A 17,446-nucleotide genomic window follows, 5' to 3' on the forward strand; every position below is an offset into this window, starting at 1 on the left:
TTTTTCCCGTAAACGGTGCGTCAAACAACAAGGGCACTGACCAGACTGGCGTGCCCTGTGTTCAGCATGTCGTGCGGCAGGCTGCTTATTCGATGATGAACATCGGCTCGCCGAACTCGACCGGCTGGCCTTCTTCGATCAGGATGGCTTTCACCACGCCGGCGCGCTCGGCCTCGATCTCGTTCATCAGCTTCATCGCTTCGATGATGCACAGCGTGTCGCCGACATTGACCTGCTGGCCAACTTCAACGAACGGGGTCGATTGCGGGCTAGGGCGACGGTAGAAGGTACCCACCATCGGCGACTTGACGGTGCCGGGGTTGTTGGCCACCGATACCACGGCCGGTGCTTCGGCGGCGGCCGGCGCGGCGGCTGGCGCGGCGTGCTGCGGTACCTGCATGGTCATCGGCTGTGCGTAGTGCACGGTGCTGTTCGGGGAAACGCGGGTAATGCGGACTTTTTCTTCGCCTTCGGTCACTTCCAGTTCGGCAATGCCGGACTCTTCGACCAGATCAATCAGCTTTTTCAGTTTGCGCAGGTCCATGGTTTTCCTTCTTTAGGTATTCGGGTGTTTATGCCGGCTGTGCCAGACGCTTGATCGCGTGGGCCAGGGCCAGCTCGTAGCCGTGGGCGCCCAGACCGCAAATGACGCCGATCGCCAGATCCGAGAAATAGGAATGGTGGCGGAAGGCTTCGCGGGCGTGGACGTTCGACAGGTGAACTTCGATGAACGGTACCTTGACACCGGCCAGGGCATCGCGCAGGGCGACGCTGGTATGGGTGAATGCAGCCGGATTGATGATGACCAGATCGGTGCCGTCACCGAGACAGGCGTGGATGCGGTCGATCAGTACGGACTCGGCGTTGCTTTGCAGCGAATCCAGTTCAATACCGGCCGCAGCGGCCTGTTCCTGCAGACGACGGTTGATGTCGTCCAGTGTGTCCCGGCCATAATGCTGTGGCTCGCGCAGTCCGAGGAGATTCAGATTGGGGCCGTGCAGCACAAGGATTTTTCGGGTCAAGGTAGCAGTCTCGGTTTTGATATGGGCGCGAGTTTGCCGCAATTGTCAGCACGATGTCCAGTATTTGCAGTATTTCAAACGCGCGTTTGCTTTTTGCGGTGGCGGAAAATTGTGGTGGTTTGGAGTAAAAACCCCAGCGCCGGTTCCCGCGACACGGCAGCTTGCCGCCTTGTCGCCGGCGATGACTTGATCTGGGGCAAGTGATGCCACCGGCGGAACGCTGTGCGGCAAACGCGCTCGAAAGGTATAATCCGCCGGTTTCCTTGAAGATGCCTGTCATGCTTGTTTCCGATTTCGATTACCACCTGCCCGAACACCTGATTGCCCAGCATCCGCCGGCCGAACGCGGCGGCAGCCGTCTGCTGCGCGTCAACGGGCGGGTGTTGCAGGATGATCACTTTGCCGCCATCGCCCACGCCCTCGACGCCGGCGACGTGCTGGTCTTCAACGATACCCGCGTGATCAAGGCGCGCCTGTTTGGCGAGAAGGCCAGCGGCGGCAAGATCGAGGCGCTGGTGGAGCGGGTGCTGAACGAGCACGAGGTGCTGGCGCACGTGCGCGCCAGCAAGTCGCCGAAACCGGGCACGCGGCTGGTGTTTGCCGGCCGCTGGCAGGCGGAGATGGTCGAGCGCGCCGGCGAGCTGTTCAAGCTGCGCTTTCTGGATGCGGCCAACGTGTTCGACATCCTCGATGCCTCCGGCAAGCTGCCGCTGCCTCCTTATATCGAGCGCGACACCGACGGCGACGACGACGAGCGCTACCAGACGGTGTACGCACGGGAGAAGGGCGCGGTGGCGGCGCCGACCGCCGGCCTGCACTTCACCGACGCCATGCTGCAGACGCTGCGCGACAAGGGCGTGATCCTGTGCAGCGTGACGCTGCACGTCGGCGCCGGCACCTTCCAGCCGGTGCGGGTGGAGAACATCGCTGAGCACAAGATGCACAGCGAGATCTACGACATCCCGCAGGCGACGGTGGACGCCATCGACGCGGCGCACAAGGTTGGCCGCAAGGTGCTGGCGGTGGGCACCACCAGCATGCGCGCACTGGAGTCGGCGGCACGGCCGGACGGCGTGTTGCGCGCCGGTCGCGGCGAGACCGACATCTTCATCACCCCCGGCTACCGTTTCAACGTGGTGGACAAACTGCTGACCAATTTCCACCTGCCGAAGTCGACGCTGCTGATGCTGGTGTCGGCGTTTGCCGGTTACGAGGAAATGCGCGCCGCCTATGCCCACGCGGTGGCGCAGGAATACCGTTTCTTCAGCTATGGCGATGCCATGCTGCTAACCCGCAAGGAGTGATGCCATGAGCGGACTGAGCCCGGACAGCGCCCGCCCGGTGGAGATCAAGCTGCACAGCGTGTCGAAAAAGCTGGAGATCAGCTTCGACGACGGTGCCAGCTTCCAGCTGCCGGCCGAGTACCTGCGCGTCTATTCGCCGTCGGCGGAAGTGCGCGGCCACGGTGTCGGCAACGAAACGCTGCAGACCGGCAAGATGCACGTCGGCATCACCGCGCTGGAGCCGGTCGGCCACTACGCGTTGAAGATCACCTTTGACGACGGCCACGACAGCGGGCTGTATAGCTGGGCCTACTTATATGAGCTGGGCGTCAAGCACGACCAGTACTGGCAGGATTATCTGAATCGGCTCGCCGCTGCCGGCGCGCTCAGGGAGTAAACATGGACAAGCAGACGCACTTTGGTTTCAAGACCGTCGACGAGAGCGAAAAGGCGGACAAGGTCGCCGAGGTGTTCCACTCGGTGGCACAGAAGTACGACGTGATGAACGACCTGATGTCCGGTGGCCTGCACCGGGTGTGGAAGCACTTCACGCTGACCACCTCCGGCGTGCGCGCCGGTGACAAGGTGCTGGACATCGCCGGCGGTACCGGCGACCTCGCCCGCGGCTGGGCCAAGCGCGTCGGCAAGAGCGGCGAAGTGTGGCTGACCGACATCAACAGCTCGATGCTGACCGTTGGCCGCGACCGGCTGCTGGACGAGGGCATGATCCTGCCTGTGTCGCTGGCCGACGCCGAGAAGCTGCCCTTCCCCGACAACTACTTCAACGCGGTGTCGGTGGCCTTCGGCCTGCGCAACATGACGCACAAGGACGCGGCACTGAAGGAGATGTGCCGCGTGCTGAAGCCGGGCGGCAAGCTGTTCGTGCTGGAATTCTCCAAGGTGTGGAAGCCGCTGTCGCCGTTCTACGACTTCTACTCCTTCAAGGCGCTGCCGGTGATGGGCAAACTGGTGGCCGGCGATGCCGACAGCTACCAGTATCTGGCCGAATCGATCCGCATGCACCCGGACCAGGAAACACTGAAGCAGATGATGCTGGACGCCGGTTTCGGCCGCGTCGACTACCACAACATGACCGGCGGCGTGGTCGCGCTGCACAAGGGCGTCAAGTTCTGATGCCGGACGAGCTGGCCGCGCTCAACGCCACCCTCGGCATCGACGTGCAAACGTTGGCCGCACGCGGCCTGACGCCGTTCGCCGAGGCGGACACGCTGGTGGTGGCGGAGCGCAATGCCAGCGGCCGCGAGTTCGAACTGACACCGGCCGCCGCCGGCGCGTGGCAGGCAATGCGCGACGCCGCTGCCGCGGACGGGGTGACATTGCAGCTGGTGTCGGCCTATCGCAGTATCGCGCGCCAGCACGAGATCGTCGCCGCCAAGCTGGCGCGTGGTCAGAGCCTGGACGCCATCCTGCAGGTCAGCGCCGCGCCCGGCTTCAGCGAGCACCACACCGGCCGCGCCGTCGATATCGGTACCCCGGATTCGCCGGCGCTGGAAGAAGCATTCGAGCAGACGCCGGCCTTCGCCTGGCTGCAGGCCAACGCCGCCCGCTTCGGCTTCGTGCTGAGCTTCCCGCGCGACAACGCCTGCGGCTATCTGTACGAACCGTGGCACTGGTGCTACCAGCAGGTGACGGCATGAATCCGTGGCTGATGCTGGCGCTGGCGATCGGCACCGAGGTGATCGCCACCAGCTCGCTGAAGCTGGCCGCCGGTTTCACCAAACCGCTGCCGTCGCTGCTGGTGGTGCTCGGCTACATCGCCTCGTTCTGGCTGCTGTCGCAAGTGCTGCTCAGGCTTGATCTCGGCGTGGTGTACGCGATCTGGTGCGGGGTCGGCATCGCGGTGGTGGCGACGGTGGGCGTGCTGCTGTTCGGCGAGAGCCTGTCGCCGCTGCGTATCGCCGGGCTGCTGGCGATCATGATCGGCACCATCTTGTTGAGTTTGTCGGGCAAAGGACATTAATGATGCGTATCCGCGTGGCGGCTTTCAATCATCTGCTGAACCAGCATCCGGCGCAGCGTGCCGAGCTGGCGCAGTTCGCCGGGCGCCGCATCGGCATCGTGCTGCCGCCGCTGGACGTGCACGGCGTGGTCACCGAGGAGGGCTGGCTGGCGGTGTGCGAGGGCGGCGCCGAAGCCACGCTGCGCCTGAAACACGGCGTGGCGCTGGCGCAGCTGTCCGGCCGCGCGCCGGATCTGGCCGACGTGCTGCTGGAAGGCGATACCGAACTGGCGGCCAACGTTGGCCGCATCGTGCGCCAGCTGAAGTGGGACGCCACCGAAGACCTGTCGCGCGTGGTCGGCGACATCGCCGCGCAGCGGCTGCAGGGCTTTGCCCGCGGCCTGTTCGGCATCAAGGGCGAGATCGGCGGCCGTCTGCTGGACAACTGGCTGGAGCACCTGCGCGAGGAAAGCCCGCTGCTGGCGCGCAAGGACGGCGTCGAGCAGTTCGTGCGCGCGGTGGATACCCTGCGCGACGACGCCGAGCGGCTGGAAAAACGCCTCGCCCATCTCGAAGCCCTGGCGCAAGCCAGCAACCGGAACTGACCTCCCTCATCATGCGCATTGCCCGTTTTAGCAAAATCGTTGCCACCTTTTACCGTTTCGGTCTCGACGAATTCTTTGCCGGCCGCGCGCGCGTCGGTTTTATCCACCGCCTGTGCCAGCTGACGCCGCTGCCGCGCGACCTGTCCGCACCGTTGCCGCAGCGGGTGCGGCTGGCGCTGGAAGCGCTGGGGCCGATCTTCGTCAAGTTCGGCCAGGTGCTGTCCACCCGCCGCGACCTGCTGCCGGAGGCGTACGCCGACGCGCTGGCCCACCTGCAGGACAATGTGCAGCCTTTCGACGGTGCCATCTCGCACCAGGTGATAGCCCGCAATCTGGGGCGACCGGTGGCGCAGCTGTACGCCGAGTTCGACGACGTGCCGGTGGCCAGTGCCTCGGTGGCGCAGGTGCACCGCGCGCGGCTGCACGGAACGGATGGCAAGCCGGGACGAGCGGTGGCGGTGAAGGTGCTGCGTCCGGGCATCCTGCCGGTGATCGAGCAGGACCTGGCACTGATGCGGACACTTGCGCGGCTGGTGGAGCGCTTCCTGCCGGACGGCAAACGGTTGAAGCCGCTGGAAGTGGTGGCCGAATTCGACCGCCACCTGCACGACGAGCTGGACCTGATGCACGAGGCCGGCAACGCCAGCCAGCTGCGCCGCAATTTCACCGGTTCTGACATGCTGCTGGTGCCGGAGGTGTTCTACGACTACTCGGCACGCGAGGTGCTGACGCTGGAGTGGATGGACGGCATTCCGGTAGGGCAGATCGAGCGCCTGCGCGAGGCCGGTGTCGACCTGAAAAAACTCAGCCGCTTCGGCGTCGAGATCTTCTTCACCCAGGTGTTCCGCCACGGCTTCTTCCACGCCGATATGCATCCTGGCAATATCTTCGTCGCCGCCGACGGCCGCTACATCGCGCTCGATTTCGGCATCGTCGGCAGCCTCACCGAATCCGACAAGCACTACCTGGCGGTGAACTTTCTCGCCTTCTTCAACCGCGACTACCACCGTGTCGCCACCGCGCACATCGAATCCGGCTGGGTGCCGAAAGATACCCGCGCCGAGGAGCTGGAAGCGGCGGTGCGCACGGTGTGCGAGCCGATCTTCAACAAGCCCTTGTCGCAGATCTCCTTCGGCCTGGTGCTGCTGCGCCTGTTCGAGACCAGCCGCCGTTTCAACGTCGAGATCCAGCCGCAGCTGGTGCTGCTGCAGAAGACGCTGCTCAACATCGAGGGCCTCGGTCGCCAGCTCGATCCCGATCTTGATCTGTGGGATACCGCCAAACCGTTCCTCACCAAGTGGATGAACGAGCAGATCGGCTGGCGCGGCCTGCTGCGCACGCTGAAGCACGAGGCGCCGGAGTGGGCGACCACGCTGCCGGCGATCCCGCGCAAGCTGAACGAGGTGCTGTCCGGCAAGAGCACGGAGTTGGTGGTGCAGGGCTACATCCAGCTGATGCGCGAGCAGAAAACGCAGAACTTCCTGCTGAAGCTGATCGCGCTGCTGCTCGCTGCACTGCTGCTGCGCGACTGGCTGTAACGCGTTCCGTCCCGTTCTATATGGCAAGCCGCCCACGGGCGGCTTTTTTGCGGCCAACGTTGGCCGCAGGCTTGACCTTGCGAATTAAATATATAAAAATATATAACGTAAATTATTTAATCGTGAGAGGGCAAGTATGAGTCACAACTATCAGGAGCTGACCGCCGCGCTGTCGGCCAAGCTGGCCGAATTCCGCAAGGAAATGCCGGACACCATGCGTGGCTTCGGCCAGATGAGCAAAAGCGCGCACAGCGATGGCGCGCTGGACAACAAGACCAAGGAGCTGATCGCGCTGGCCATCGGCATCGCCGGCCGTTGCCAGGGCTGCCTCGCCTTTCACGGCAAGGCGCTGGTGGAGCTGGGCTGCACGCGCGCGGAATTCATGGAGATGCTGCAGGTGGCGGTGTACATGGGCGGCGGGCCGTCGCTGATGACGGCGGCGGAGGCGCTGCTGGCCTACGAGAGCTTCGGCGGCGAACGCGCTGCCTAGGGAAAAGGGCTGGCAGGCTGGCTTGCGGCCAAGCTTGCGGACTTCAGCTCATCAGCCGAGTGCCCCACAGCAGCAGGGCGGCGGCCAGCAGCCAGGCGAGCGTGGCCAGCAGCAGCGTCGGCACCAGCGTGGTGCGGGTGCTGAGCCAGTACACCGCCAGCAGATACAGCGCGTAGGGCAGCAGCGACCACAGCCCGAACAGCGCGGTGCTGCGCAAGGCCAGCGCGTCGCGTTCACTGCCGACAATGTAGTGCGCGATCAGCGCGAAGGTGGGAAACAGCGGCACTAGGCCGGCAATGTGAAAGGCGCGCGACTGCGACAGCAGCGCGATCAGCAGGACCGCCAATGCGCCGAGGCTGCACTTGGCGAACAGCGCCAGCATCAGTCCTGCAGCAGCGCGGCGACCACGCCGCGGCCTTCGGCCAGCAGGATGTTATAGGTACGGCACAGCGCGGCGGTGTCCATCACCTCGACGCCGATGCCGGCATTGGTCAGCGCCGCGTACAGCTTCGGGTGCGGAAAACGCAGCTTGTTGCCGGTGCCCAGCAGCACCAGTTCCGGCTGCTTGGCCAGCACCGCAGCAAAGTCGGCGTCGCTGAAATCCTCGAAACGGGCCGGGCGCCACGGCGTGATGCTGTCGGCGGTGACGATCAGGCTGCCCTCGTGGCGCACCTTGTTGATCTCGACATGGCCGGCGCCGGAGGCGGTGAACAGGTTGGATCCGGCGGTGTTGGCTTCGTGAAGTTTCATGATGTCATCCTGGCGTGAGAAGCTGGTGCAGTGCACCACGTATTGGGATAGGATTATACCTTGCCCGCAAGCGGTGCATGCCCTGCATTGCGCTTGCGACATATCGTGAACCGACCCCCAGCCAGTGGTAACAGTGCCCATGCAGCCTATCCAGAAATCACAAAAACTTGCCAACGTCTGCTATGACATTCGCGGCCCGGTGCTTGAGCACGCCAAGCGCATGGAAGAAGAAGGTCATCGCATCATCAAGCTCAATATCGGCAATCCGGCGCCATTCGGCTTTTTCGCCCCGGACGAGATCATCGAAGACGTGATCGCCAATTTGCAGAATGCGTCCGGCTATTGTGATTCCAAGGGCCTGTTCGCCGCGCGCAAGGCGATCATGCACTATGCGCAGCAAAAGCATATTCCCAACGTCGGCATGGAAGACATCTACATCGGCAACGGCGTGTCCGAGCTGATCGTGATGGCGATGCAGGCCTTGCTCGACAACGGCGACGAGGTACTGGTGCCGGCGCCGGACTATCCGCTGTGGACCGCTGCGGTGAGCCTCGCCGGCGGCCACCCGGTGCACTACCTGTGCGACGAGGCCGAGGGCTGGCTGCCGTCGATCGCCGACATCCGCGCCAAGATCACGCCGCGCACCAAGGCGCTGGTGGTGATCAACCCCAACAACCCGACCGGCGCGCTGTACCCGGATCACATCCTGCAGCAACTGGTCGAGGTCGCCCGCGAGTTCGGCCTCATCCTCTACGCCGACGAAATCTACGACAAGGTGCTGTACGACGGCGTCACCCACACTTCCATTGCCTCGCTGGCGCCGGACCTGCTGGTGTGCACCTTCAACGGCCTGTCCAAGAACTACCGCGCCTGTGGCTACCGTGCCGGCTGGATGATCCTCGCCGGCGAAAAGCGCCACGCCAAGGACTATATCGAGGGCCTCAACATGCTGGCCTCAATGCGGCTGTGCGCCAACGTGCCGGCGCAGTACGCGATCCAGACCGCGCTGGGCGGTTACCAGAGCATCGACGATCTGGTGGCGCCGGGCGGGCGCTTGGCGCGGCAGCGCGATCTGGCCTGGGAGTTGCTGACCGCGATTCCCGGCGTGAGCTGCGTCAAGCCGCAGGGTGCGCTGTACCTGTTCCCGCGCCTGGACCCGGCGGTGTATCCGATCGAGGACGACCAGCAGTTCATCCTGGAACTGCTGCAGCAGGAGCGGGTGTTGCTGGTGCAGGGCAGCGGCTTCAACTGGGTTGCCCCCGATCACTTCCGCGTGGTATTCCTGCCTAATAGCGACGACCTGACCGAGGCCATTGGCCGTATCGCGCGTTTTCTGGAAAACTACCGCAAACAACACGGTACCGCCTGATCGTGATGCAAAGGGGAGCCGCGGGCTCCCCTTTTTTGCACGCGGCAGGACGCCGAGTACGGCCCGCCACGGTTGGCCGCACTGGACGCCTTGCGCCAGGGACAAATCAATAACACTTTGGAGTTCAGCATGAAACCGATCAACATTGGTCTGATGGGAGTGGGGACAGTCGGTGGCGGTACCGCCACCGTATTGAAGCGCAACGCGGAAGAGATCAGCCGCCGGGCCGGACGCGAGATCCGCCTGTTCATGGCTGCCAACCGCGATCTGGCGCGCGCGCGCGAAGTCGTCGGCGACGGCGTGCCGCTGGTCGATGACGCCTTCCAGGTGGTCAACCATCCGGAAGTCGACATCGTGGTCGAGCTGATCGGCGGCGACACCATCGCCAAGGAGCTGGTGCTCAAGGCCATCGACAACGGCAAGCACGTGGTCACCGCCAACAAGAAACTGCTGGCGATGCACGGCAACGAGATCTTTGCCCGCGCCCAGGAAAAGGGCGTGATGGTGGCGTTCGAGGCCGCGGTGGCCGGCGGCATCCCGATCATCAAGGCGCTGCGTGAAGGCCTGTCCGCCAACCGCATCGAGTGGCTGGCCGGCATCATCAACGGCACTTCCAACTTCATCCTGTCGGAAATGCGCGAAAAAGGCGCCGATTTCGGCGACGTGCTGAAAGAGGCGCAGGCGCTGGGCTATGCCGAAGCCGATCCGACCTTCGACGTGGAAGGCCACGACGCCGGTCACAAGCTGACCATCATGGCGGCGATCGCGTTCGGCATCCCGATGAACTTCGACAACTGTTATCTGGAAGGCATCAGCCAGCTGGAAGGCAAGGACATCCAGTACGCGGAAGAACTGGGTTACCGTGTCAAGCTGCTGGGCCTGACCCGCCGCACCGCCGCCGGTGTCGAGCTGCGCGTGCACCCCACGCTGATCCCGGAAGACCAGCTGATCGCCAACGTCAACGGCGTGATGAACGCGGTGCTGGTGCGTGGCGATGCCATCGGCCAGGCGCTGTTCAACGGCCCGGGCGCCGGTGCGCTGCCGACCGCGTCGGCGGTGGTGGCCGACATCGTCGATGTCGCGCGCCTGTTGACCTCCGATCCGGAACACCGCGTGCCGCATCTCGCGTTCCAGCCGGACCAGCTGCAGAACCTGCCTATCCTGCCGATGGGCGAAGTGGTCAGCAGCTACTACCTGCGCATCCAGGCCGCCGACCGCGCCGGGGTGATGGCCGACATCACCCGCCTGCTGGCGGAGAACAACATCTCGATCGAAGCGCTGATCCAGAAGGGCTCCGCCACCGACGGTTCCGCCGAGATCGTGATCCTGACCCACCGTGTGGTGGAGAAGTCCGCCAACAAGGCGATCGCCGCCATCGAGGCGTTGGACAGCGTTGCCGGCAAGGTGGTGCGCCTGCGCATGGAAGAACTGAATGGCTAAGGGTGGCTGGCTGCTGTTGCTGCTGCCGGCGCTGGCTTGCGCCGGCAACGGTGCCAGTGGCAGTGCTGGCGCGATCCCGCGCCAGCCGGTGATACAGCTGCTGACCTCCGCCTGCCTGGCCAAGGCCGGGCAGGAGCCGCTGCTGAAAAGCCTGCTCAGCAGCCCGGCGGCGGCCAGCGCCTACTGCAGCTGCGCCGGCGAACGCATCGTCAGCGGCCTCAGCGACGACGAATTGCTGGATGCAGTCAGCAAGGGCAAGGGCGTGGCGCAGGATCCGGCCTGGAAACGGCGCCTGCTCAATGTCGGACTGCAATGTCTGGATCAACTGGTTAAATAAACAACATGCGATACATCAGCACCCGTGGCGGCATGGCGCCGCTTGAATTCTCCGACACCATCCTGATGGGGCTGGCCCCGGACGGCGGCCTGGCATTGCCGGAAAGCTACCCGCAGATCAGCCGCGCGCAGCTGGACGCCTGGCGTGGCCTGTCCTACGCCGACCTCGCCTTCGAGATCATTAGCCTGTTCGCCACCGACATTCCGGCGGCCGACCTCAAGGACATCCTCGACCGCACCTACACCGCCGAGGTGTACGGTAGCGCGGCGATCACCCCGGTGAAGCGCCTCTCCGACGGTCTGGTGATACTGGAGCTGTCCAACGGCCCGACGCTGGCGTTCAAGGACATGGCGATGCAGTTCCTCGGCAACCTGTTCGAGTACGTGCTGGCGAAAAAGGGCGAGCAGCTCAACATCCTCGGCGCCACTTCCGGCGATACCGGCTCCGCCGCCGAGTACGCGATGCGCGGCAAGCAGAACATCAACGTGTTCATGCTCAGCCCGGACGGCCTGATGAGCCCGTTCCAGCGCGCACAGATGTACAGCCTGCAGGATGCCAACATCCACAACATTGCCATCCGTGGCATGTTCGACGATTGCCAGGACATCGTGAAGGCGGTGCAGAACGATCATGCCTTCAAGGCCAAGTACAAGGTCGGTACCGTCAACTCCATCAACTGGGCGCGCATCGTGGCGCAGGTGGTGTACTACTTCAAGGGCTACTTCAACGCCACCGGCAGCAACGACGAACAGGTCAGCTTCTGCGTGCCGTCCGGCAACTTCGGCAACGTCTGCGCCGGTCACATCGCGCGACAGATGGGGCTGCCGGTACAGCGCCTGATCGTGGCCACCAACGAAAACGACGTGCTGGACGAGTTCTTCAAGAGCGGCAAGTACGCGCCGCGCGGCACCGCCAACACCTGGGTCACCTCCAGCCCGTCGATGGACATCTCCAAGGCGTCCAACTTCGAGCGTTTCATCTTCGATCTGGTCGGCCGTGACGGCGCGCAGGTCAAGGCGCTGTGGGCGCAGGTGGACAGCGGCAACGGTTTCGACCTTGCGGCCAACCTTGGCGCGGTACGCGAGCAGTTCGGCTTCGTGTCCGGCAAGAGTACGCACGCCGACCGGCTGGCCACCATCCGCGCCGTGGATGCCGAGGATGGCGTGGTGGTGGATACCCACACCGCCGACGGCATCAAGGTTGCACGTGAAGTGCGCCTGCCGGGCGAAACCGTCGTCTGCCTGGAAACGGCGCTGCCGGCCAAGTTCGCCGACACCATTCGCGAGGCGCTGGGGCGCGACGCGCCGCGTCCGGACGGCTTCGACGGCCTGGAAGACCTGCCGCAACGGGTGACGGTATTCGATGCCGACGCCGCGGCGGTGAAGACCTATATCGAGCAGAAGCTGGCCTGAGCCAGTCCGCCCCTGCCACATCCCAGCCCCTGCCCAATGGCAGGGGCTTTTTGTTGTCCGCTGCCCGGCAGCCGCGCAGGTCGGCAACCGTTTTTGCAAGGCAGGATGACGCGGGTACAATGGGCGGATGATGCGAAATCCATTGTTGTACGGCCTGCTGCTGCTCAGCCTGTTTGCCAGCGCCGCCGGGGTGCAGGATCTGCGCCAGCTGGAGCAGGTGGCAACGGCGTTTGCCGAGGCCGAGGCCGGTAGTGACGGCTTCCGCTACCAGGCCGGCAAGGCCGATCCGCGTTTGCGGCTGCCCGCTTGTGCGCAGCCGCCGACGGCTGGTTGGCCCGGCGGCCAGAAGCCGCCGTTCACGGCGCTGGAGCTGGCCTGTGCCGGGCAGGGCTGGCGCATCCTGCTACCGGTGACCGCCAGCCAGCTCAGCGTCGGCTACGTCACCACCCGGCAGTTGCGCGCCGGCGAGGTGCTGCAGCTAGGCGACATCAAGCTGATGCCGGTCAGCAATCGCGCACTGGCGCTGCAGGCGGTGCGCGATCCGGCGCTGATCGTGGGCAAGGCGCTGCGCAGCACCCTGCCGGCCGGCAGCCTGCTGCGCGAAAGCCAGCTACGCCTGCCGCTGGTGATCAAGACCAATCAGCCGGTGCGGGTGCTGGTACAGGGCAACGGCTTTGCCATCGGCAGCGACGCGGTGGCGCTGGGCAATGCCGCCGTCGGTGAACGGCTGAATGTGCGGGTACCGTCCGGCAAGGTGATCTCGGGCGTGGTGCAGGAAGATCTGAGCGTGCTGATCGCGGCACCCTGAAAAAATAGTCAAGTTTTTGCATTTTCAGGCGATAATGACTTCAGATTACAAAACTTTTTGTCGGGCGGGTGACATATGAAAATCGACAATTCGGGCAAGGTAGCGGCGGCTTATGGCGCGCCGGTACGTGCTGCCAAGAAGGAAGACGTGGCCACCACGGCGTCGGGCGCCACATCGCGTAGCGAAAGCGTCGCCATCAGCTCGCAGGGACTCGCCAAGGCGGCGCAGGCGGCCGAGGCTTTCGATGCGGACAAGGTTGCCGCCATCAAGGCTGCCATTGCCGCCGGCGAATTCAAGATCAATCCGGAAGCCATTGCCGACAGCCTGATCGCCAGCACGCGCGAGTTGCTGGCCGGCTGATAGCGGAAACGCGTGATGCCAAGCGAACTGTTCCTACAGCAGTGCCAGCAGGAAACGGCGGCACTGCATGCGCTATTGTCGCTGCTGGAAGAAGAGCAGCGCGCGATCGTGCGTTTTGACGCGCTGAAACTGGACGCCTGCGCCGTCAGCAAGCAGCAGCAACTGCAGCTGCTGCAGGACAGCAAGGCGCAGCGCCTGGCGCTGCTGGCCGCGCACCAGCTGGACGGCAAGACCGCCTTCCTCTCGTGGCTGTCCGCCGCCGAGCCGGCGCTGCAGCAAGCCTGGATGGCGCTGGAGCACGAGCTGGCCAAGGTGCAGGCGCTGAACGACAGCAATGCCGTGATGGCGGCGGAACGGATGACCTTTGCCACCGAGGCGCTGACCGCGCTGCGCGAGGAAGCCAAGGCCATCGACGGTTACGGCCGCGACGGCAACTTCGCCGCCACGCTGGCCGCGTCGCGCCGTCTGGGTTCTGCCTGACAGCGATTGTTGTTTTTGTGTTATCTTCCCTCGCGAGTTCATCTCTTGCGTCTGCGTTAATTCATGACCCTGATCTCCCTTATCGTTGCACTGGCTCTGGAACAATTGCGCCCCCTGGGTAACCGCAACCGGGTATGGCGCGTGTTTACCCGTTATGCCAACCATCTGGAACGCACGCTGAATGCCGGCTACAACCGGCACGGCGTACTGGCCTGGGTGGTGGCGGTGCTGCCGGTCGTGGCGGTGGTGATGGCGGTGTACTACGCGCTGTACCAAGCCAGCCCGCTGTTTGCCCTGCTGTGGAACATCCTGGTGCTGTACCTGACCATGGGCTTCCGCCATTTCTCGGGCTCGTTTTCCGAAATCGCGCTGGCACTGGGCGAGGGGCGGGATTTTGACGCACGCAAGGAGCTGGCACGCTGGACCAACCAGCCGACCTCCGAGCTGTCGATCGAGGAAGTCTCGCGGCTGGCCATCGAGCAGGGCGTGCTGGACAGCTACCGCCACGTGTTCGGCACCATGTTCTGGTTCGTGCTGCTGCCCGGTCCGGCCGGTGCCGTGCTGTACCGTGCCACGCAGATGCTGGCGCAGAAGTGGGGCGCCCGCGACGACGACCTGTTCGGCCGTTTCTCGCGCCGAGCCGGCGAATGGCTGGACTGGATTCCGGTGCGCCTGACCGCGGCCAGCTTTGCGGTGATGGGCGACTTCGAGGACGCGGTGTATTGCTGGCGCTCGCAGGCCAAGACCTGGGGCAACTACGCGACCGGCATTCTGCTGGCCTCGGCGGCTGGCGCACTGGGCGTCAAGCTCGGCGATCCGCTGCGCCAGGACTACACCGTGAAATACCGCCCGGAACTGGGTGTCGGCGACGATGCCGACCCCAACTACCTGAAGAGCGCCGTCGGCCTGGTATGGCGTACCGTGCTGCTGTGGCTGTTCGTGGTATTGCTGATCAGCGTGATCTCATTCTTCGGCTGAACACAGCCTGTTGCTGCGCCGCCAGTGTTGGCGGCGCTTCGCTTTTTAATTGATTATTGAACAGGGGCCGGGGCGCAGCACAGCGCCAGCCCTGATGGAGTTCCCGACATGTCTTTTGCCGAACTGGGTCTATCGCCCGAAATCTTGCGGGCCGTAGATGAACTGGGGTACAGCGAAGCCACCCCGATCCAGGCCAAGGCGATTCCGCTGGTATTGTCCGGACGGGACCTGTTGGCCGCAGCGCAGACGGGTACCGGCAAGACGGCGGCATTCCTGCTGCCGATCCTGGAGCGTCTGAAAAAATTTGCCAATCCCAGCGTGTCGCCGGCGATGCACCCGGTGCGCGCACTGATCCTGTCCCCGACGCGCGAGTTGGCCGACCAGATCGGCGTCAACGCCAAGGCCTACACCAAACACCTGCCGTTGCGCTGCACCACCATCTACGGTGGCGTGAACATGGATCCGCAGACGGCGGACCTGCGTCGCGGTATCGAAATCGTGATCGCCACCCCGGGCCGCCTGCTCGACCACATCCAGCAGAAAACCATCCAGCTGAACAAGGTCGACGTGCTGGTGCTGGACGAGGCCGACCGCATGCTGGACATGGGCTTTATCCAGGACATCCGCAAGATCATGTCGCTGCTGCCCAAGCAGCGCCAGACCCTGCTGTTCTCCGCCACCTTTGCGCCGGAAATCAAAAGGTTGGCCGCAGACTTCATGCACGACCCGCAAACGGTGGAGGTGGCGCGCCAGAACTCCACCAACGCCCAGGTCGAGCAGCTGGTGTATGCCGTCGACAGCGGCCGCAAGCGCGCGCTGCTGTCGCACCTGATCCGCGAACGCGAGATGAGCCAGGTGATCGTGTTCTGCAAGACCAAGATTTCCGCCGACCAGCTGTCGCGCGACCTGAAGCGTGACGGCCACGCCGCCGAGGCGATCCACGGCGACAAGGCGCAGAGCGCGCGCCTGGAAACGCTGAACAGCTTCAAGAGCGGCGAGGTGAAGGTGCTGGTGGCCACCGACGTGGCGGCGCGCGGCCTCGACATTTCCGAGCTGCCGTTCGTGGTCAACTACGAAATGCCGAACTCGCCGGAAGACTACGTGCACCGTATTGGCCGTACCGGCCGTGCCGGCGCCTCCGGGGTGGCGATTTCGCTGATGTCGCCGGACGAGGTCAAGCAGCACGAAGCCATCGAGAAACTGACCCGGCAGACGCTGCCGCCGCAGACCGTCAACGGTTTCGAGCGCCGCGATGCGTCGTCCGCCGCCGACAGCGGCTTTGGCAGCCGCAACGCCGGGCGCGAGCGCAGCGACGCGCGGCCAGCACGCGAACCGCGCGCCGAGCGGGCGGAACGCAGCGAACGGCCGGAGCGCAGTGAGCGTCCCGAGCGCAGCGAACGCCCGGAACGCAGCGAGCGTCCGGAGCGTACTGAACGAGCGCCGCGCGCGCCGCGTGATCTGCGCGATGCGGCCACCCGCAGCCGCGAGCAGCGTGACCCGCAGGAAGGCCTGAAAGTGGCGCGCGTCGGCGAGATCGGCGGCCGCATCCTGCCGCAACGGCAGCGTGAAGTGCCGGCGCTGTTATTGCCGCCGCGCTACAAGGTGAACCAGGAGCGCTAAGAGCCTGTCCACGGTCTGCTGCGCTTCGGCGATACTGCGTTGAAAACGGCCTCGGAATGCTCATTGACCCCATGTCAACTCCGCTTCCTCAGCCGTTTTCGCCTTGTCTCGCTCTAGCTCGCAAGATCGTGAACACGCTCTAAGCGCCGCGGTTCCGCCCTTCACCCGCGCAAGCTGTATTGCGCGGGTTTGTTTTTCCGGCGCCTAGCCTGCGAGGGCGATCACCACCCGCTTGTTGCGTGCGCCCTTGCTTTCGATCTTTTTCACCAGCACGCGGCCGATTTCGCCGGTGCGGGCGACGTGGGTGCCGCCACAGGGTTGCAGGTCGACGCCGTCGATCTCGATCAGGCGGATTTCCGGCAGGTGCAGCGGCGGGGTCACCGACATGGTCTTGATCAGCTCGGGTTGCGCCTGCAGCGCGGCGCCGCTGGTCATCTTGACGCTGACCGGCAGATCGCGCGCTACCAGCGCATTGAGCGCCTGTTCGATAGCCTGCGGCTCCAGCTGCATGCCTTCCGGCAGGTCGAAGTCGAGGCGGCCGCCGTCGGCGGTGAGGTTGCCGCCGGTGACGCCGGCCTTGATCACCACCGACAGCAGGTGCAAGCAGGTGTGCACCCGCATGTGGCGGTAGCGGCGTTCCCAGTCCAGCGTCAGCGTCAGCGGCGTGCCGGGCGCCAGCATCGGCGCATCGGCGTCGAGCTGGTGCACGATGCGGCGGCTTTCCTTGTCGCGGCGGGTGTCGTGGACGGTCAGGCTGCGGCCGTCGGCCAGCGTCAGCGTGGCGCGGTCGCCGGGCTGGCCACCGCCCAGCGGGTAGCACAGGGTGTCGGCCAGCACCAGGCCGTGCTCGTCGTGCTGCAGCACTCGGGTGTCCAGCGTGCGCTGGTAGGCGTCGAGATTGAATTGTTCGGACATGGTTTCCCCTGATGGTGTCGTGTGCCTTGTGGCGCACGTCCGGTATGGTTACGCGCAAAGGTTGGCCGCAAGCGGTCAG

Annotated in this window: 22 protein-coding genes; 17 read left to right on the top strand and 5 right to left on the bottom strand. The window is 64.7% G+C overall.

Annotated elements, in window-relative coordinates:
- Positions 1-85: 85 nt before the first annotated feature.
- Positions 86-544, bottom strand: a complete 459-nt coding sequence (gene accB / locus C8E02_RS09370) for an acetyl-CoA carboxylase biotin carboxyl carrier protein (RefSeq protein ID WP_047966836.1) — start codon at positions 542-544, stop codon at positions 86-88.
- A 28-nt stretch (positions 545-572) separates the two neighbouring features.
- The gene (gene aroQ, locus C8E02_RS09375) at positions 573-1,022 is read right to left on the bottom strand and encodes a type II 3-dehydroquinate dehydratase (RefSeq protein WP_047966835.1); all 450 of its coding nucleotides are present in this window, start codon (positions 1,020-1,022) and stop codon (positions 573-575) included.
- Positions 1,023-1,300: 278 nt separating this feature from the next.
- On the opposite strand from aroQ, the gene queA reads away from it, so the two are divergent.
- The 8 genes from queA to C8E02_RS09415 all read left to right on the top strand — a co-directional run bounded on the left by queA (position 1,301) and on the right by C8E02_RS09415 (position 6,898).
- On the top strand, positions 1,301-2,326 hold the full coding sequence (queA, locus tag C8E02_RS09380) for a tRNA preQ1(34) S-adenosylmethionine ribosyltransferase-isomerase QueA (protein ID WP_120810556.1): 1,026 nt from the start codon (positions 1,301-1,303) through the stop codon (positions 2,324-2,326).
- A 4-nt stretch (positions 2,327-2,330) separates the two neighbouring features.
- A complete protein-coding gene (locus tag C8E02_RS09385) occupies positions 2,331-2,702 on the top strand; it encodes a gamma-butyrobetaine hydroxylase family protein (RefSeq protein ID WP_047966833.1) in 372 nt (123 codons plus the stop codon).
- A 2-nt stretch (positions 2,703-2,704) separates the two neighbouring features.
- Positions 2,705-3,439 (top strand): bifunctional demethylmenaquinone methyltransferase/2-methoxy-6-polyprenyl-1,4-benzoquinol methylase UbiE, encoded by a 735-nt coding sequence (gene ubiE / locus C8E02_RS09390; RefSeq protein WP_047966832.1) that lies wholly within the window; start codon positions 2,705-2,707, stop codon positions 3,437-3,439.
- A complete protein-coding gene (locus C8E02_RS09395) occupies positions 3,439-3,963 on the top strand; it encodes a M15 family metallopeptidase (protein WP_120810557.1) in 525 nt (174 codons plus the stop codon). Before ubiE ends, C8E02_RS09395 begins: the two co-directional genes overlap by 1 nt.
- Positions 3,960-4,286 (top strand): DMT family transporter, encoded by a 327-nt coding sequence (locus C8E02_RS09400; protein WP_047966830.1) that lies wholly within the window; start codon positions 3,960-3,962, stop codon positions 4,284-4,286. The genes C8E02_RS09395 and C8E02_RS09400 overlap by 4 nt, the downstream gene beginning before the upstream one ends.
- A complete protein-coding gene (locus C8E02_RS09405; protein WP_245961113.1) occupies positions 4,286-4,870 on the top strand; it encodes a ubiquinone biosynthesis accessory factor UbiJ in 585 nt (194 codons plus the stop codon). The genes C8E02_RS09400 and C8E02_RS09405 overlap by 1 nt, the downstream gene beginning before the upstream one ends.
- An 11-nt stretch (positions 4,871-4,881) precedes the next feature.
- Positions 4,882-6,408 carry a ubiquinone biosynthesis regulatory protein kinase UbiB gene (ubiB, locus tag C8E02_RS09410; RefSeq protein ID WP_120810558.1) on the top strand — a complete coding sequence of 509 codons (1,527 nt, stop codon included), beginning with the start codon at positions 4,882-4,884 and terminating at the stop codon, positions 6,406-6,408.
- Positions 6,409-6,544: 136 nt separating this feature from the next.
- The gene (locus tag C8E02_RS09415; RefSeq protein ID WP_120810559.1) at positions 6,545-6,898 is read left to right on the top strand and encodes a carboxymuconolactone decarboxylase family protein; all 354 of its coding nucleotides are present in this window, start codon (positions 6,545-6,547) and stop codon (positions 6,896-6,898) included.
- A gap of 43 nt (positions 6,899-6,941) precedes the next feature.
- Here C8E02_RS09415 and C8E02_RS09420 read toward each other — a convergent pair whose 3' ends face one another.
- Both C8E02_RS09420 and C8E02_RS09425 read right to left on the bottom strand, forming a co-directional pair.
- Positions 6,942-7,280 carry a GlpM family protein gene (locus C8E02_RS09420; RefSeq protein ID WP_120810560.1) on the bottom strand — a complete coding sequence of 113 codons (339 nt, stop codon included), beginning with the start codon at positions 7,278-7,280 and terminating at the stop codon, positions 6,942-6,944.
- Positions 7,280-7,648 (bottom strand): Mth938-like domain-containing protein, encoded by a 369-nt coding sequence (locus C8E02_RS09425; RefSeq protein ID WP_120810657.1) that lies wholly within the window; start codon positions 7,646-7,648, stop codon positions 7,280-7,282. The genes C8E02_RS09420 and C8E02_RS09425 overlap by 1 nt, the downstream gene beginning before the upstream one ends.
- 139 nt (positions 7,649-7,787) lie before the next feature.
- On the opposite strand from C8E02_RS09425, the gene C8E02_RS09430 reads away from it, so the two are divergent.
- The 9 genes from C8E02_RS09430 to C8E02_RS09470 all read left to right on the top strand — a co-directional run bounded on the left by C8E02_RS09430 (position 7,788) and on the right by C8E02_RS09470 (position 16,452).
- On the top strand, positions 7,788-9,017 hold the full coding sequence (locus C8E02_RS09430; protein WP_120810561.1) for a pyridoxal phosphate-dependent aminotransferase: 1,230 nt from the start codon (positions 7,788-7,790) through the stop codon (positions 9,015-9,017).
- Positions 9,018-9,146: 129 nt separating this feature from the next.
- Positions 9,147-10,457, top strand: coding sequence for a homoserine dehydrogenase (locus C8E02_RS09435; protein ID WP_047966895.1), 1,311 nt, complete (start codon positions 9,147-9,149; stop codon positions 10,455-10,457).
- On the top strand, positions 10,450-10,794 hold the full coding sequence (locus tag C8E02_RS09440; protein WP_120810562.1) for a hypothetical protein: 345 nt from the start codon (positions 10,450-10,452) through the stop codon (positions 10,792-10,794). The genes C8E02_RS09435 and C8E02_RS09440 overlap by 8 nt, the downstream gene beginning before the upstream one ends.
- Before the next feature lie 5 nt (positions 10,795-10,799).
- Positions 10,800-12,206 (top strand): threonine synthase, encoded by a 1,407-nt coding sequence (gene thrC, locus C8E02_RS09445; protein ID WP_120810563.1) that lies wholly within the window; start codon positions 10,800-10,802, stop codon positions 12,204-12,206.
- A gap of 127 nt (positions 12,207-12,333) precedes the next feature.
- Entirely contained in the window at positions 12,334-13,014 is a 681-nt protein-coding gene (flgA, locus tag C8E02_RS09450; protein WP_120810564.1) for a flagellar basal body P-ring formation chaperone FlgA, read from the top strand.
- Positions 13,015-13,089: 75 nt separating this feature from the next.
- Positions 13,090-13,374, top strand: a complete 285-nt coding sequence (flgM, locus tag C8E02_RS09455; protein ID WP_047966822.1) for a flagellar biosynthesis anti-sigma factor FlgM — start codon at positions 13,090-13,092, stop codon at positions 13,372-13,374.
- 15 nt (positions 13,375-13,389) lie between these two features.
- Positions 13,390-13,854, top strand: coding sequence for a flagellar export chaperone FlgN (gene flgN, locus C8E02_RS09460; protein ID WP_120810565.1), 465 nt, complete (start codon positions 13,390-13,392; stop codon positions 13,852-13,854).
- A 63-nt stretch (positions 13,855-13,917) separates the two neighbouring features.
- Positions 13,918-14,832: a CobD/CbiB family protein gene (locus C8E02_RS09465; protein WP_047966820.1), complete on the top strand. Its 915-nt coding sequence runs from the start codon at positions 13,918-13,920 to the stop codon at positions 14,830-14,832.
- Between the two features lie 108 nt (positions 14,833-14,940).
- Positions 14,941-16,452, top strand: a complete 1,512-nt coding sequence (locus C8E02_RS09470) for a DEAD/DEAH box helicase (RefSeq protein WP_047966819.1) — start codon at positions 14,941-14,943, stop codon at positions 16,450-16,452.
- Positions 16,453-16,656: 204 nt separating this feature from the next.
- On the opposite strand, the gene C8E02_RS09475 is transcribed toward C8E02_RS09470, so the two are convergent.
- On the bottom strand, positions 16,657-17,367 hold the full coding sequence (locus C8E02_RS09475; RefSeq protein WP_120810566.1) for an alanyl-tRNA editing protein: 711 nt from the start codon (positions 17,365-17,367) through the stop codon (positions 16,657-16,659).
- Positions 17,368-17,446: the final 79 nt, after the last annotated feature.

It is taken from the genome of Vogesella indigofera (assembly GCF_003633895.1).
In the GTDB taxonomy this organism is placed as follows: Bacteria; Pseudomonadota; Gammaproteobacteria; order Burkholderiales; family Chromobacteriaceae; genus Vogesella; species Vogesella indigofera.

Bases quoted from the DNA above. Each gene is read 5' to 3' on its own strand.
- accB (WP_047966836.1), bottom strand. From the start codon at position 544: ATGGACCTGCGCAAACTGAAAAAGCTGATTGATCTGGTCGAAGAGTCC.
- queA (WP_120810556.1), top strand. From the start codon at position 1,301: ATGCTTGTTTCCGATTTCGATTACCACCTGCCCGAACACCTGATTGCC.
- C8E02_RS09385 (WP_047966833.1), top strand. From the start codon at position 2,331: ATGAGCGGACTGAGCCCGGACAGCGCCCGCCCGGTGGAGATCAAGCTG.
- ubiE (WP_047966832.1), top strand. From the start codon at position 2,705: ATGGACAAGCAGACGCACTTTGGTTTCAAGACCGTCGACGAGAGCGAA.
- C8E02_RS09395 (WP_120810557.1), top strand. From the start codon at position 3,439: ATGCCGGACGAGCTGGCCGCGCTCAACGCCACCCTCGGCATCGACGTG.
- C8E02_RS09400 (WP_047966830.1), top strand. From the start codon at position 3,960: ATGAATCCGTGGCTGATGCTGGCGCTGGCGATCGGCACCGAGGTGATC.
- C8E02_RS09405 (WP_245961113.1), top strand. From the start codon at position 4,286: ATGATGCGTATCCGCGTGGCGGCTTTCAATCATCTGCTGAACCAGCAT.
- ubiB (WP_120810558.1), top strand. From the start codon at position 4,882: ATGCGCATTGCCCGTTTTAGCAAAATCGTTGCCACCTTTTACCGTTTC.
- C8E02_RS09415 (WP_120810559.1), top strand. From the start codon at position 6,545: ATGAGTCACAACTATCAGGAGCTGACCGCCGCGCTGTCGGCCAAGCTG.
- C8E02_RS09420 (WP_120810560.1), bottom strand. From the start codon at position 7,280: ATGCTGGCGCTGTTCGCCAAGTGCAGCCTCGGCGCATTGGCGGTCCTG.
- C8E02_RS09425 (WP_120810657.1), bottom strand. From the start codon at position 7,648: ATGAAACTTCACGAAGCCAACACCGCCGGATCCAACCTGTTCACCGCC.
- C8E02_RS09430 (WP_120810561.1), top strand. From the start codon at position 7,788: ATGCAGCCTATCCAGAAATCACAAAAACTTGCCAACGTCTGCTATGAC.
- C8E02_RS09435 (WP_047966895.1), top strand. From the start codon at position 9,147: ATGAAACCGATCAACATTGGTCTGATGGGAGTGGGGACAGTCGGTGGC.
- C8E02_RS09440 (WP_120810562.1), top strand. From the start codon at position 10,450: ATGGCTAAGGGTGGCTGGCTGCTGTTGCTGCTGCCGGCGCTGGCTTGC.
- thrC (WP_120810563.1), top strand. From the start codon at position 10,800: ATGCGATACATCAGCACCCGTGGCGGCATGGCGCCGCTTGAATTCTCC.
- flgA (WP_120810564.1), top strand. From the start codon at position 12,334: ATGATGCGAAATCCATTGTTGTACGGCCTGCTGCTGCTCAGCCTGTTT.
- flgM (WP_047966822.1), top strand. From the start codon at position 13,090: ATGAAAATCGACAATTCGGGCAAGGTAGCGGCGGCTTATGGCGCGCCG.
- flgN (WP_120810565.1), top strand. From the start codon at position 13,390: ATGCCAAGCGAACTGTTCCTACAGCAGTGCCAGCAGGAAACGGCGGCA.
- C8E02_RS09465 (WP_047966820.1), top strand. From the start codon at position 13,918: ATGACCCTGATCTCCCTTATCGTTGCACTGGCTCTGGAACAATTGCGC.
- C8E02_RS09470 (WP_047966819.1), top strand. From the start codon at position 14,941: ATGTCTTTTGCCGAACTGGGTCTATCGCCCGAAATCTTGCGGGCCGTA.
- C8E02_RS09475 (WP_120810566.1), bottom strand. From the start codon at position 17,367: ATGTCCGAACAATTCAATCTCGACGCCTACCAGCGCACGCTGGACACC.